Source organism: Blautia sp. HCP3S3_G3 (genome assembly GCF_052063365.1).
In the GTDB taxonomy this organism is placed as follows: Bacteria; Bacillota; Clostridia; order Lachnospirales; family Lachnospiraceae; genus Blautia_A.
Window position 1 is genome coordinate 43097 of record NZ_JBQHXR010000010.1, and the last position, 13250, is coordinate 56346.

Genomic DNA, 13250 nt, shown 5'->3' on the forward strand with positions numbered 1-13250 from the left:
GGAGAAAAATCATGAGAAAGTTTCAAATCAGTGAAAAAGTAATGGATGTATCTCGAATCGGGCTGGGATGTATGAGAATTACCGGTCTTGGCGGTGAAAAAGAGGTAAGAGAACTGATCGACAGTGCGATGGAAAGCGGTATTAATTTTTTTGACCATGCAGATATTTATGCAGGCGGAGAAGCAGAGGAGATTTTCGGAAATGCGCTGACTCCGGGACTGCGTGAGCAGATGGTTATTCAGACAAAGTGTGCGATTCGTCCGGGTGTGTGCTACGACTTTTCCAGGGATTACATTCTTCAGTCTGTAGACGGAAGCCTGAAACGTCTGAAGACAGATTATATTGATATTCTTCTTCTGCATCGTCCGGATGCACTGATGGATCCGGAGGAAGTGGCAGAGGCTTTTGAGATTCTGGAAAAGTCAGGAAAAGTACGGGCATTTGGCGTGAGCAATCATAATCCCATGCAGATCGAACTGCTGAACAGCTATTGCGGAGGGAAAATCTGTATTGATCAGATGCAGTTTTCCGTAGCACATTGTCCGACCATTGATGCCGGATTGAATGTGAATATTCACAATGATGCAGGATGCAATCGTGATGGAAGCCTGATTGAGTACAGCAGACTGAAAAAAATGACATTACAGGCATGGTCACCGTTCCAGTATGGTATGTTTGAAGGTACGTTTATCGGAAGTCCGAAATTCCCGGAACTGAATGCAGTTCTGGATCGTCTGGCAGAGAAATATCAGGTGACACAGAATGCCGTTGCGATTGCATGGATTCTTCGTCATCCGGCTGGAATCCAGGCAATTGTGGGCAGTACAAACAAAAAAAGGATTCAGGAAACCGCTAAGGCAGATGCAGTGCAGATGACCAGAGAAGAATGGTATGAGCTTTATCTTGCTGCAGGAAAACAGCTGCCGTAAGAAGAGAATTGAGGTAAATGGAGGAGCATGATGGACAGTATAACATATCAGAGTTATCTGGAAATACTGCATGAAGAACTTGTTCCGGCGCTTGGCTGCACGGAACCGATTGCAATTGCGTTTGCGGCGGCAAAATCACGGGAGATTCTTGGCGAATTTCCGGAACATATGGACATCTATTGCAGTGGGAATATTATTAAAAATGTAAAAAGTGTTACCGTGCCGAATTCCGGAGGAATGCGCGGAATTGAATCTGCTGCGATTCTCGGTGCTGTGGGAGGACGGGCAGAGAAGGAGCTGGAAGTTCTGGAAACTGCAGATCAGGAGGATTGCGAGAAGACCCGTCAGCTCCTTAAGGAAAATTTCTGTACGTGCCATTTACAGGAAGGGGTTTCCAATCTTTATATCCGTGTGGAGTGTGCAGGAAAAACGCACAATGCGGCTGTTACGATTGAAGGAACGCATACGAATATTGTCCTGATTCAGAAAGACGGTGAGACTCTTTTCCAGAAAGAGGAAAAATCCGAATCGGGTGATGCGCAGAGTGAGGACAAACGGAATCTTCTGAATGTGGCGGATATTCTTACCTTTGCCAGTGAAGTACGGATGGAGGATATTCAGGATATTATCGGTCGTCAGGCAGAGATGAATATGGCGATTTCTGAGGAAGGTTTAAAAAATCATTATGGTGCAGAAGTGGGAAGAACGTTGCTTCGGGCTTATGGGGATGATGTCCGTGTCCGGGCAAAAGCACGCGCAGCCGCCGGCTCAGATGCCCGTATGAATGGCTGTTCCATGCCGGTAGTGATTAATTCAGGAAGCGGCAATCAGGGAATGACATGTTCTCTTCCTGTCATTGAGTATGCACAGGAACTGCATACATCGAAAGAGCAGATGTACCGTGCACTGGTGGTCAGCAATCTTGTGTCCATTCATCAGAAAAAATATATAGGAAGTCTTTCTGCATACTGCGGTGCAGTCAGTGCAGCGTGCGGCGCAGGAGCTGCAATTGCATGGCTGAACGGCGGAGATTATGAAGCGGTATCAAAAACCATTACCAATACGCTTGCCAATACAGGCGGAATTGTCTGTGATGGGGCCAAGTCTTCCTGTGCTGCCAAAATTGCGTCAGCGGTAGATGCCGCGATTCTGGCCTATACCTTGGAACAGGATGATCACAGTTTCCTTCCGGGAGAGGGCCTTGTGCGTGACAACGTGGAGGATACGATCCGGGATATGGGATATGTGGGAAGAGTTGGAATGAAATCTACGGATGTAACGATTCTGAATCTGATGATCGAACAGACGGAATCCGGGAAATAAAAGTTTTATATTGATTGGAAAGAAAGTTAATGAAAGAAACGTATTAAGAATACAGGGAATCCCTCATGACGTGCAAGTTCATGGGGGATTTTTTTGGATAGTGACAGCGGGATAGCATATGTGTAGTTTATAAAAGTCGAAGCAGCCATTAATATTGTTTGTGATATTCTTACAGAAATGCTATAATACCTGTATTGCAAATTTTTATTAAGAAAGGCGGCGTATGATATGGATCCAATGGAGCGGCAGAAACAGCTGCGTCAGGCAATGAATGCAAAAATGATACTTTTTGCCGGCGGTATTTTTCTGATTTTTACAGCGGTAACATCAACCATTATGTATGGAGTCAATTTTTTTACAATTGCGTATGAGGCGTCTAAAGGCACCAGTGAATGCGTGGATATTTTGAAAGAGGCAGGAATCAGCATCGGGCTTGCACGAGGTGTGGGAATTTGTTTTCTGGTAGTGGGAGTCTGGGAAACAACTGTCGGACTGTGGGCGGTAAGAAGTAATAACAGGATAGACAGATCTCTTAAGACTTTCCGGCTGATTCTTTCTCTTCTTGTTGTGGAAGTGGTGATGCAGGTATTCCTGTTTGCAGTTCGTATGATGAATCTGGGAATGTTGTTCACGGCAATTGCCATTCCGCTGTTTCTGCTGTGGGGTGCAGGAAGATACCGTAAAATTGCAAAAGCAGAACCGGAACGGGTCTATGCAGTGAAACCGGCAAAAAAAATAGTACAGAAACCGACAGCAGCAGCTCCGAAGAAGAAGAGTATTCATGAAAGAGCAGTCATGCAGGCGAGACTTCAGGAGGAACCTGAGGAAGAGGAAAACGGGGCTGAAGACAGCGATGTGACAGAAGTCAGCAGCGATTTATCAGAGAATCACAGTACTGTATCAGAAGATGACGATACGGTATTAAAGTCCGAATAATACTATGAATAGCGGCTGTTTTTCGAGAAAGACAGAATATTCAAAAAATATTGATAAAAGCAATTGACAAATAAAAAGATATTATGTAAAATATCTACATAAACAAAAAACAGGACGAAAAATAACAATGGCGTGACAAATCAGATATCAGAATCAGATTGGGTTACGCCTTATTTATTTTAAGATCTGAATAAGAAAGGAGATTCAAGATGAAGAAAAGAATTTTTGCAGCATTTTTAGCAATGGCTATGGTGGGTTCCATGACAACGGGAGTTATGGCATCTGAAGGCGACAAGACTGAAATTAATGTCATTGCAGCAGAGTACGGTCAGAACACAAAAGAATGGTGGGCAAATTTTGTAGATTCTTTTAATACAGACAACCCTGACATTAATCTGAATGTAGAAGTTGTTTCCTGGAACGACATTTATACTGTAGTAAACACCCGTATCCAGGGAAATAATGCACCGGATATTCTGAATATCGACGTATTTGCAGATTATCAGGCTGACGGACTTCTTCTTCCGGCACAGGACTACGTTTCTGAAGAAACCTATGCAAAAATGTATCCTTCTTTCCTGGAACAGTCTGTAGTGGACGATGTTGTATGGGCAGTTCCGGACCTGGCTTCCGCACGTGCGATGTATTACAACATAGACATTCTTGAGGCAGCAGGTGTAGAAGTTCCGACTACGTGGGAAGAACTGACCGCTGCATGTGAAGCAATCAAGGCTTATGATGACAGCATTTATCCATGGGGTATTGATATGACCACAGATGAAGGTCAGGCAGCTTTTGCTTACTATACCTGGAATAATGGCGGTGGATTTGTGGATGAGAACGGTGACTGGGCTCTGAACAGTGATGCGAACGTAGAAGCAATCGAATATGCGATCGGACTTGTAAACTCCGGTTATACCAACGGTGATCCGGCAAATGATACCCGTTATGACCTTCAGGATATGTTCGGAGCAGGCCAGGTGGCTATGGTAATCGCACCGAACAGCTTACCGACCTACATTGCAGATGGCGGACACGAAGTGAACTATGGCGTGGCAGCTATTCCGTCTAACGGAACAGAATCCGTATCTGCAGGCGTTATGGACCGTTTCATGTGCTTTGACAACGGATATACAGATGAAGAACTTGCAGCCATCACTAAATTCTTCGATTATTTCTATGATGATGCACGTTACTCTGACTGGGTACTGATGGAAGGCTTCCTTCCGGCAACTGAGGCAGGCGGCGAAGCAGTTGCAGCTGCAGACGAGAGCATGGCTGCATGGGTTGACATTGTAGGTTCCAGCAAATTCTATCCGACAGCAAAAGCTGAATGGGCAGATGTAAAACAGGGTGTTATCGATGTGGAACAGAGAGCACTTCTTGGTGAAGATGTGAGAGAACTGTTAGACGAACTTCAGGCTGATATTGCAGGCTGATAAACAGAAAGAATAAGATAAATTTCACGAAATGATAACCTAGAGCCGGGCTAAGAAGGTCCGGCTCTTTGTACAGGTGAGTTTGGAACTGGTGGTGAAATATGAAAAAAAAGAAAATTCTGAGGGCAGTCGGTCCGTATATCTGGCTGTTGCCAAGCATATTGCTAATGATAGTATTTATCCTGTTCCCGATTTTTGAAGTGTTCCGTACATCGTTAAGCGAAGTGAGCAGATCAGGTCTGATCAAAGGTTTTGCCGGTCTGGACAATTTTGTAAAAGTTGTGAAAAGCTCCAGCTTTGGAATGGTTCTGAAGAATACGCTTGTATGGACGATCGTGGTAGTAGGATTATCTACCCTGATAGGAGTTGTGCTGGCGCTTGTTCTGAATAATGAATTCCGCGGAAGAAAAGTGGTTCGCGCGATCATTGTATTTCCATGGGCAACTTCCTTGATTATTCAGGCAAGTGTCTGGAAATTTATTATTGATGGAGATTATGGTACATTGAACACTCTGCTGATGAAACTGGGAATTATCAGTAAAGCTGTGAACTGGACTCCTTCCCCGGCTGCTTATTTTGCATGGGAATGCTGGGTAGGTATTTTTGTAACGGTACCTTTTGTAACATTTTGTGTACTTTCCGGACTGCAGAGTATTGATGATTCTTATTATGAAGCAGCGATAGTAGATGGTGCAGGATTCTGGCAGAAACTGTTTAGAATCACCCTGCCGCTTGTGAAATCTTCTCTTACAGTCAGCACCGTACTGAACATTATTTATGTATTCAACTCCTTCCCGATCGTATGGACGATCACGAAGGGCGATCCTGCGAACAGAACGGATACACTGGTTACATATCTGTATAAGCAGGCTTTCTACAAAGGAAGAACCGGCGAAGCAGCAGCAATTTCCGTAATCGGCTTTATGATTTTGTGTATCTGTGCCTCTGTTTATATGGTGGTATCTTTGAGAAAGGAGGAGCAGGATGAGTAAGACAAAAGAGAAAAAATTCATAAAAAAAGCGCGTACACCTAAAGAAAAAGCGCTTCGCGTACTGCTTTATGTATCTGTGATCATTGTATCGATCATTACGCTGTATCCATATTTTGCAATGTTTACCACTGCTCTCAAATCCCGTGCGGAGATTTATGCCATGAAGGGTACCGTCTTTCCGATTGAATGGGAATGGAAGAACTTTACGGATATCTGGAGTCTGGCGCCTCTGACAAGGTACTTCCTTAACTCGATCATTGTGGCAGGAGGAGCTACGGCGATAGCAATTATCTGTGGAATTCCAGCGGCGTATGCATTGTCCCGTATGAAATTCAAGGGCAAAAAGTTTTTCCTTGGCCTGGTAATCATCTCCCAGATGTTTGCTCCGGTAGTACTTCTGGTTGGTATCTATAAGGTTATGAGTGTCCTTCATCTTACAGATACACTTCTGGCACTTGTTTTTGTAAATGCTGCATTTAATCAGGCGTTTGCAATCTGGCTTCTGAGAGGAACTTTTATGTCGATTTCTCCGGAAATGGAGCAGGCTGCGACGATTGACGGATGTAATCAGCTTCAGGCAATGATCCGAGTTCTGATTCCGGTAGCAGCTCCAGGTATTGTGACAGCCCTTATTTTTGTGTTTATCAATGCATGGAATGAGTATACGGTTGCATTGACGCTGATTTCCAGCGATCTGCTGAAACCGCTGACCGTTGGTATTACAGTATTTAACGGCTATAATATGATTGAGTGGCAGTATCTGTTTGCTTCTTCTTTATTTGCAACCATACCTGTTGTGATTCTGTTTGTCTGCATTGAAAAGCATCTGGTAGGCGGACTGACTTCCGGTGGTGTGAAAGGATAGAGTGTGTTTGAAAATTGCTTTCCGACAGATGCGCGTCACAATTTGCGGGAATATGGCTGTGTATCGTTTGGATTAAGATATGTTGAGAAATAAGGGACTTCTGTGAAGCAGTGAAGGCAGTAACTGTGACACAGAAGCTCTTTTTTTATGAAAGATGATTTGTCAGAATTTATAAAATGCATTTTTGTCAGGCTTCTGAAAATGTACTCTTTCAGAAGGCTATAAAATTTATTTCAGTCAGGAGCTTAAAAAATGATTGCCAGAGAAAGAATAATGTTATAAGTTATACATATGTGAATTTCAGTATATTGGGTGCAGAAGCAAAACGATATACTTTGGTGTGTTTGAGAATGATTTGGTGCAGATATTTCAAATACGCTCCGGAACAGAGGTACAGAAAATTATGAGGGATATGACAGAAGGGTCGCCTCACAGTCATTTATGGAGATATGCGCTGCCGCTTCTTCTGGGAAACTGGCTGCAGCTGGCATATAATGCAGTGGATTCCATAATTGCAGGACGTTTTATCGGAAAAAATGCGCTTGCAGCAGAAGGAATTGCAAGTCCGGTCATGAATCTGGTAATCCTTGCAATTACAGGATTGTGTATTGGTGCGGGCGTGCTCATGAGCGAATATTTTGGCGGAAAAGAATGGGAACAGCTGCGTCAGTCTACGGCAACTATGCTGCTTTGCGGCACCGGTGTATCTGTGGTCGCGGCGGTTTTGTGCATAGCGGGTACACCGGGGATTTTGAAATGGATGGCTGTGCCGGAAGAAATTTATGATATTACGGTTATCTATTTGAGAATCATTTTTCTGGGAATGCCATTTACATTTTTGTATAATGCATTGGCAGCCGGTCTGAAAAGTGTGGGAGATTCCAAAACTCCGCTGAAGTTTCTGGCTTTTTCCGCAATTCTGAATGCAGTTCTGGATCTAATCTTTCTTGGGATGTTTGGTTTCGGAATTGTATGCAGTGCAGTTACGACAGTTGCTGCGGAAGCTTTTTCTGCAGTGCTTGCCTGCTGTTATATGCTGAAAAATGTGAAGGAACTCTGGCCCAGCAGAGGACAGTGGAAAATCGATCGCAGCATTTCATGCGGTAACGAGAGTGGATGACTTTGCATGTATACCGGAGCAGGGAATTGCTTTTTCTATTTCCACTTATATTGCACAGAACAGAGGAGCGGAGAAATATGACAGGATCAGAAAGGGATTCCGTGCGGGAATCCGGCTGGAAGTCTGTTATTGGCTGTTGATCGGGACTGCGGCGGCTGTTTTTCGGACACCTGTAACCGCCCTTTTTGTGACAGGAGAGGGAGCGGATGAGGTGATCCATCTGGGAAGCAGATATCTGATGTATATGTCTGTATTTTATCTCTGGCCTGCCCTTACCAACGGATTTCAGGGATTTTTCCGCGGGATGGGCAAAATGTATACGACCATTCTCGGAACTGCCATACAGATTTCCATCCGCACGCTGTGTACCTGTCTGCTGGCGCCGTCTATGGGGATTACGGGGATTGCATTTGCCTGTGTGATCGGCTGGTCTGTAATGCTGATGTTTGAAATTCCGTATTATTTTGTGACATGCAGGAAGATTTTAGGAAAGAAAGGAACAGTTCATAATGAAAACACTGATTTTTAACGGGTCTCCAAGAGTAAAGGGAGATACGATGAGTCTGATTAATATGGTGACAGAGAATATCAAAGGGGAATACAAGCTTGTCAATGCCTACAGGTGTGATATTTCTCCCTGTGTGGACTGCAGATACTGCTGGAAGCACAGCGGATGTGCCATTCAGGACGAAATGCAGAGTGTTTATGATTATATTCAGGAGTGCGATAATATTGTGATCGCATCCCCGCTTTATTTTTCGGAACTGACCGGAAAGCTGCTGGATGTGGGAAGCAGACTGCAGACATACTTCAGTGCCAGCTTTCTGAGAAAGGAAAAATGTATCGCAAAGCCGAAAAAAGGTGCGGTTCTGCTGGTTGGCGGCGGAAGCGGAGGGATGGATAAGGCATACGATACGGCCTGCATTCTTCTTCATGATATGAACTGCCGCGACATCCGCAAAGTCTTCTGCAATCATACGGATGACGTTCCGGCTGCGCAGAATGAGCAGGCTATGGAGGAACTGAGGGAAATTATCCGGTATTTTAACGGTGGAGAGTAAATTTTGTTGATGGAAACAGTAATATAGGGGGATAGATTTGTGCAAGATGTAAGCACGAATGCATAAAAAAGCTAATAAGATAGAGGAGTTGACTAAAAAGAGCGCTTTGCAGCGTTCTTTTTTTGTAAGAATATGAGGTATTTTGAAAAAAAATATGGTATACTTAGGTTTGTTTATATCAACGACAGGAAAGGAGACAAGAATGTATCTGCTGTATTTTTTGTTATGGGTTATTTTTAACGGGAACTTTACACTGGAAATATGCATATTCGGAATTGTGATCGCTGGTGCGATTTTTGCATTTACCTGTAAATTTATGGATTACAGCGTGGAAAAAGAAAAGCAGAATTACCGGAAAGTGTTTAAATTTCTGCGATATGTCTGTGTGCTGATCATGGAAATTGTGAAAGCAAATTTTGCCGTTATTCACATGATTTTGTCAGAAAAAGAAGAAGCGGAACCTGCGCTGGTAAGTTTTCAGTCGGACATGAAAACACCTGTAGGCAAGGCCCTTCTGGCAAATGCCATTACGCTGACACCTGGCACCATTACGGTATCTCTGGAGAATTCCGAATTTGTCGTACACTGTCTGGATGATGATCTTGCTGTGGGAATGGCGGACTCCGTTTTTGTACATCTGATTTCAGATCTGGAAAAAGACAAATAACTGCGGGAGCAGAAAATAGTGAGAGAAAAGTCTTTCAACAATATAAGAATGCCTGCGTAAACAGACATTCGTGTTTGAAAAATAATAAAAGAGGAGGAAGCATTATGGAAGATACATCGACTGTTCTCGGACAGGCTTATTATGTTCTTTTTACTGCAGCATTGATATTTCTGGCAATCATGGTTGTGCTGTGCCTGATCCGTGCGATCATCGGGCCGAAAGTCGCAGACCGTATCGTTGCCACCAATATGATGGGAACGATGATCATGGTTATGATCGCCATTCTGGCACTGATGATGCAGGAAGGGTATCTGGTGGATATCTGTCTGATCTATGCGATGATCAGTTTTCTGGCAGTTGTCTGTCTGACAAAAGTTTACCTGGGTGTTTATCAGGAGAAGAAAATAGAGGAGGCGAAGAAAAATGGCAGTGATTGAGTGGATTCGTTTCCTTGCCGGGGCAGCACTTCTGCTGTTCGGACTTGGGATTTTTGCAATTGAAATGATAGGCGTTTTCCGGTTCCATTACGTTCTGAACCGGATGCATGCGGCTGCCATGGGGGATACACTGGGTATCGGTTTTTCTATAGTGGGTTTGATGATTATAAGCGGATGGAATTTTACCACTCTGAAATTGTTTCTGGTGATTGTGTTTCTGTGGTTTTCTTCTCCGGTATCTTCTCATCTGATCGCCCGACTGGAAGTGACCACGAATGAAGATACGCAGAAACATTACCGTGAAATGCCGCTGAAGGAACTGGAAAAAGAAAAAGCACAGAAGGAGGAGGCGTAATATGCAGATTTTCACCTGTATTTTGCTGGGCTTTCTGGTAGTCTGTGCAGTGTCGGTAAGCTTTTCCAAAAACCTGCTGAATTCGATTCTGATCTTTATGTCCTACAGTCTTGTGATGTCAGTGATCTGGATACTTCTGGAATCTCCGGATCTTGCCATTACAGAGGCCGCAGTGGGCGCCGGAATTACCAGTGTTCTGTTTTTTATCACGCTGAAAAAAATTCATGCAATCATGAAGTCGTATGAGGAGGAAAAGGATGAGTAAAAAAGTGTCAGAAAAAGATTTTGAGCGTACTTTGTCCTTTCGGATAAAACAGTGGCTGGACGGTTCCCGGGATCTTCTTCTGGACAACGTGGAAATGAAGCCTCAGAAGCCGTTTACAGAAGATAAAATTACGGTGATCAAAAGAAGAAAAGAGAAGAAACAGACGTTTGAAAAAGTCTACGATCTAAAAAATAACCCGGAGGTCCGTATTTTCCGGAAGGTATATAGGATTTTCAGTGTTTTGTTCTGTCTGTTTCTGGTGACGATGCTTCTGACTGCAGTATCCAATCTGCCAAGTTTCGGAAATGCATCCAATCCGGTAAACAATGAAGTTTCAGAACGGTATATCGAAAATGGTCTTCAGGAAACGGGAGCTGTGAATCTTGTAACAGGAATGATTCTGGACTACAGGGCTTTTGATACACTGGGAGAGTCTCATGTATTATTTATTGCGACCTGTACGGTGCTGATCCTTCTGCGCATCGACGGGGACAAAAAGGGCCGGAGCGGTATGGGATACAGTATGGAAAATGACCGGATCTATGAGCCCAAAAATGATATCATTCTTCAGACGGTTGCGAGAATCCTGGTTCCGCCGATTTTTATTTTCGGAATTTATATCATTCTGTGCGGACACCTGGGACCGGGCGGTGGTTTTTCCGGAGGAGCCGTGATTGGAGCCGGGCTGATTCTGTACCTGAATGCTTTCGGATTTGAAAAAACAGAGCGCTTTTTTACCCAGAAGACCTACCGGAGAACCAGTTTCTGTGCTTTGGCATGTTATGCTCTGGCAAAAAGTTATTCTTTCTACACCGGTGCCAACCACATTGAGAGTGTGATCCCTCTTGGTACGCCCGGTGCGATTTTGAGCAGCGGTCTGATCCTGATTCTGAATATCTGCGTCGGAATCGTTGTGGCAGGAACCATGTATACGTTTTATGTTATGTTCCGGAAAGGAGCTTATTGATATGAATATTGCAAATCTTTTCACCAATTATGAAGAGGCGATTGCAATGATCCTTTTTGGAATCGGCTTTTCGAATCTGCTTCTGCAGAGAAATCTGATCAAAAAAATCATCGGGCTGAATATCATGGATACAGCCATGTATCTGTTTCTGGCATTGAAGGGATATGTTGACGGACACAAGGCACCGATCGTGACAAACGGTGTACAGAGTGTGGATGCCTATATCAATCCCATTCCCAGCGGTCTGGTTCTTACCGGTATTGTTGTGTCCGTATCGGTTACAGCTCTGATGCTTTCTCTGACGATCCGACTTTACCGGAGATATCATACGCTGGATCTTGACGAGATTTCCACAAAACTGAAAAAGGAGGGATTGTGATGCAGTTTGTACAGAATTTTCCGTTTATGACGATTATCCTTTCCCTGTTTTCCGGTCCTCTTTCTTCGATTCTGGACGGGAAAAAAGCCAAACGCGTCAATCTGGCGGTGATGTCGCTGATTACGGTGATGTCCTGTGCGGTGCTGGTTTTTGTGATAAATTCCGGAAGTGCTTATGTTTATACAATGGGACATTTTCCGGCTCCCTGGGGAAATGAGATCAGGGTGGGAGTTCTGGAAGCATTTATGGCAGTTTTTTTCTGTGTTATCATGCTCCTTTGTGTCATTGGCGGTGTCTATGAAAGGGAACAGGAGCTGGAGGATACCAAGCAGAATCTGTATTATGTGATGGTCAATCTGCTTTTGTCTTCTCTGCTTGCGCTGATCTATACCAATGACCTGTTTACCGCGTATGTGTTTGTGGAAATCAATACGATTTCTGCCTGCGGATTGATTATGATCCGGCAGAACGGCCGTACACTTGAGGCGGCGACCAGATATATGATCATGAGTCTGATGGGGTCCGGTCTTCTGCTTCTTGGAATCTGTTTTCTGTATGATCTGACAGGGCATCTTCTGATGAGCAATATCAGAGAGCAGGTGCAGCTGCTTCATCAGGCCGGTGAATATAATATTCCGCTTCTGGTATCACTTGCTTTGATTTCCGTAGGTCTGGCGATCAAAAGTGCGCTGTTCCCGTTTCATGCCTGGCTTCCGGACGCTTATGGATATTCCACACTGTCCTCTGCCGCAATCTTATCTTCTCTGGTTTCCAAAGGATACATTTTCCTTCTGGTCAAGATTTTCTTCCGCGTGATCGGATTTGGAATCGTGCGGGACAGCAAAGTGGTGAATGTGCTGTTTGTGTTTGGTGTTGCAGGTATGATCATGGGATCTGTAAATGCGATCCGGGAGAATAATATCCGCAGAATGATCGCATATTCATCGGTTGCCCAGATCGGTTATATTTATATGGGATTTGGTCTTGGAACGACTGCCGGCGTGATTGCGAGTCTTTATCATGTTCTTTCTCATGCAGCTACAAAATCACTGCTCTTTGTGGCAGCTTCCGGTATCACGGATGCTTCCGGGGATCATACGGAATTTCTGGAACTGACAGGAGCAGGGTATCGAAATAAACTGGCAGGTGTGGCGTTTACGGTAGGCTCGCTTTCCATGGTCGGCGTTCCCATGTTTTCCGGATTTATTTCTAAGCTGCTTTTTGCTCAGGCAGGTATGGAGAGCATGCACAAGATGCTGCCGACTTTGATCGCTCTTGCGATCAGTACGATTTTGAATGCAGTATATTTTATGAAAACAGTGATCCGGATCTATACACCTGTTCCGGCAAAAGTTCTGCAGAAAAAAGAGTACCGGTGTATCTCTATGAAGGAACAGCCGTGTAAGTCGACAGCGCTTGTTTTCTTTATTATCCTGAACATGCTTCTCGGCCTCAGCTCGGAACCGGTTATCGGACTGCTTCGAAGCGGTCTTGCAATGTTCGCTTAAGATATCT

The 13250-nt window shown here is 44.2% G+C and carries 16 protein-coding genes and 1 pseudogene; 16 read left to right on the forward strand and 1 reads right to left on the reverse strand.

All coding sequences use genetic code 11. The features are described from left to right. Positions 1-11: 11 nt before the first annotated feature. The 6 genes from ACTNEW_RS10245 to ACTNEW_RS10270 all read left to right on the forward strand — a co-directional run bounded on the left by ACTNEW_RS10245 (position 12) and on the right by ACTNEW_RS10270 (position 6484). Entirely contained in the window at positions 12-929 is a 918-nt protein-coding gene (locus ACTNEW_RS10245; RefSeq protein WP_441060530.1) for an aldo/keto reductase, read from the forward strand. A gap of 30 nt (positions 930-959) precedes the next feature. Continuing rightward, entirely contained in the window at positions 960-2252 is a 1293-nt protein-coding gene (locus ACTNEW_RS10250) for an L-cysteine desulfidase family protein (protein WP_441060532.1), read from the forward strand. 228 nt (positions 2253-2480) lie between these two features. Beyond that, positions 2481-3188, forward strand: coding sequence for a hypothetical protein (locus ACTNEW_RS10255; protein WP_441060534.1), 708 nt, complete (start codon positions 2481-2483; stop codon positions 3186-3188). 209 nt (positions 3189-3397) lie between these two features. Next, complete coding sequence (locus tag ACTNEW_RS10260) at positions 3398-4627, forward strand: ABC transporter substrate-binding protein (protein WP_441060536.1); 1230 nt, start codon at positions 3398-3400, stop codon at positions 4625-4627. 101 nt (positions 4628-4728) lie between these two features. Then, a complete protein-coding gene (locus tag ACTNEW_RS10265; protein ID WP_441060538.1) occupies positions 4729-5619 on the forward strand; it encodes a carbohydrate ABC transporter permease in 891 nt (296 codons plus the stop codon). Beyond that, positions 5612-6484 carry a carbohydrate ABC transporter permease gene (locus tag ACTNEW_RS10270; protein WP_441060540.1) on the forward strand — a complete coding sequence of 291 codons (873 nt, stop codon included), beginning with the start codon at positions 5612-5614 and terminating at the stop codon, positions 6482-6484. Before ACTNEW_RS10265 ends, ACTNEW_RS10270 begins: the two co-directional genes overlap by 8 nt. Positions 6485-6506: 22 nt before the next feature. Here ACTNEW_RS10270 and ACTNEW_RS10275 read toward each other — a convergent pair. After that, positions 6507-6575: pseudogene (locus ACTNEW_RS10275) on the reverse strand (hypothetical protein); the annotation flags it as partial. A 312-nt stretch (positions 6576-6887) separates the two neighbouring features. Here ACTNEW_RS10275 and ACTNEW_RS10280 point away from each other — a divergent pair. The 10 genes from ACTNEW_RS10280 to ACTNEW_RS10325 all read left to right on the forward strand — a co-directional run bounded on the left by ACTNEW_RS10280 (position 6888) and on the right by ACTNEW_RS10325 (position 13243). Continuing rightward, the gene (locus ACTNEW_RS10280; protein ID WP_441060542.1) at positions 6888-7604 is read left to right on the forward strand and encodes an MATE family efflux transporter; all 717 of its coding nucleotides are present in this window, start codon (positions 6888-6890) and stop codon (positions 7602-7604) included. Continuing rightward, complete coding sequence (locus ACTNEW_RS10285) at positions 7597-8133, forward strand: MATE family efflux transporter (protein WP_441060544.1); 537 nt, start codon at positions 7597-7599, stop codon at positions 8131-8133. The genes ACTNEW_RS10280 and ACTNEW_RS10285 overlap by 8 nt, the downstream gene beginning before the upstream one ends. Continuing rightward, positions 8114-8665, forward strand: coding sequence for a flavodoxin family protein (locus tag ACTNEW_RS10290; RefSeq protein WP_441060546.1), 552 nt, complete (start codon positions 8114-8116; stop codon positions 8663-8665). Before ACTNEW_RS10285 ends, ACTNEW_RS10290 begins: the two co-directional genes overlap by 20 nt. 202 nt (positions 8666-8867) lie before the next feature. Further along, positions 8868-9332, forward strand: coding sequence for a Na+/H+ antiporter subunit E (locus ACTNEW_RS10295; protein WP_441060548.1), 465 nt, complete (start codon positions 8868-8870; stop codon positions 9330-9332). A gap of 104 nt (positions 9333-9436) precedes the next feature. Continuing rightward, a complete protein-coding gene (locus tag ACTNEW_RS10300; protein ID WP_441060550.1) occupies positions 9437-9769 on the forward strand; it encodes a monovalent cation/H+ antiporter complex subunit F in 333 nt (110 codons plus the stop codon). Next, the gene (locus ACTNEW_RS10305; RefSeq protein ID WP_441060552.1) at positions 9756-10124 is read left to right on the forward strand and encodes a cation:proton antiporter; all 369 of its coding nucleotides are present in this window, start codon (positions 9756-9758) and stop codon (positions 10122-10124) included. Before ACTNEW_RS10300 ends, ACTNEW_RS10305 begins: the two co-directional genes overlap by 14 nt. 1 nt (position 10125) lies before the next feature. Next, on the forward strand, positions 10126-10389 hold the full coding sequence (locus ACTNEW_RS10310) for a hydrogenase subunit MbhD domain-containing protein (protein ID WP_441060554.1): 264 nt from the start codon (positions 10126-10128) through the stop codon (positions 10387-10389). After that, complete coding sequence (gene mbhE, locus ACTNEW_RS10315; protein WP_441060556.1) at positions 10382-11356, forward strand: hydrogen gas-evolving membrane-bound hydrogenase subunit E; 975 nt, start codon at positions 10382-10384, stop codon at positions 11354-11356. Before ACTNEW_RS10310 ends, mbhE begins: the two co-directional genes overlap by 8 nt. Before the next feature lies 1 nt (position 11357). Then, on the forward strand, positions 11358-11735 hold the full coding sequence (locus ACTNEW_RS10320; protein WP_441060558.1) for a sodium:proton antiporter: 378 nt from the start codon (positions 11358-11360) through the stop codon (positions 11733-11735). Then, on the forward strand, positions 11735-13243 hold the full coding sequence (locus tag ACTNEW_RS10325) for a complex I subunit 5 family protein (RefSeq protein WP_441060560.1): 1509 nt from the start codon (positions 11735-11737) through the stop codon (positions 13241-13243). Before ACTNEW_RS10320 ends, ACTNEW_RS10325 begins: the two co-directional genes overlap by 1 nt. Positions 13244-13250 lie beyond the last annotated feature (7 nt).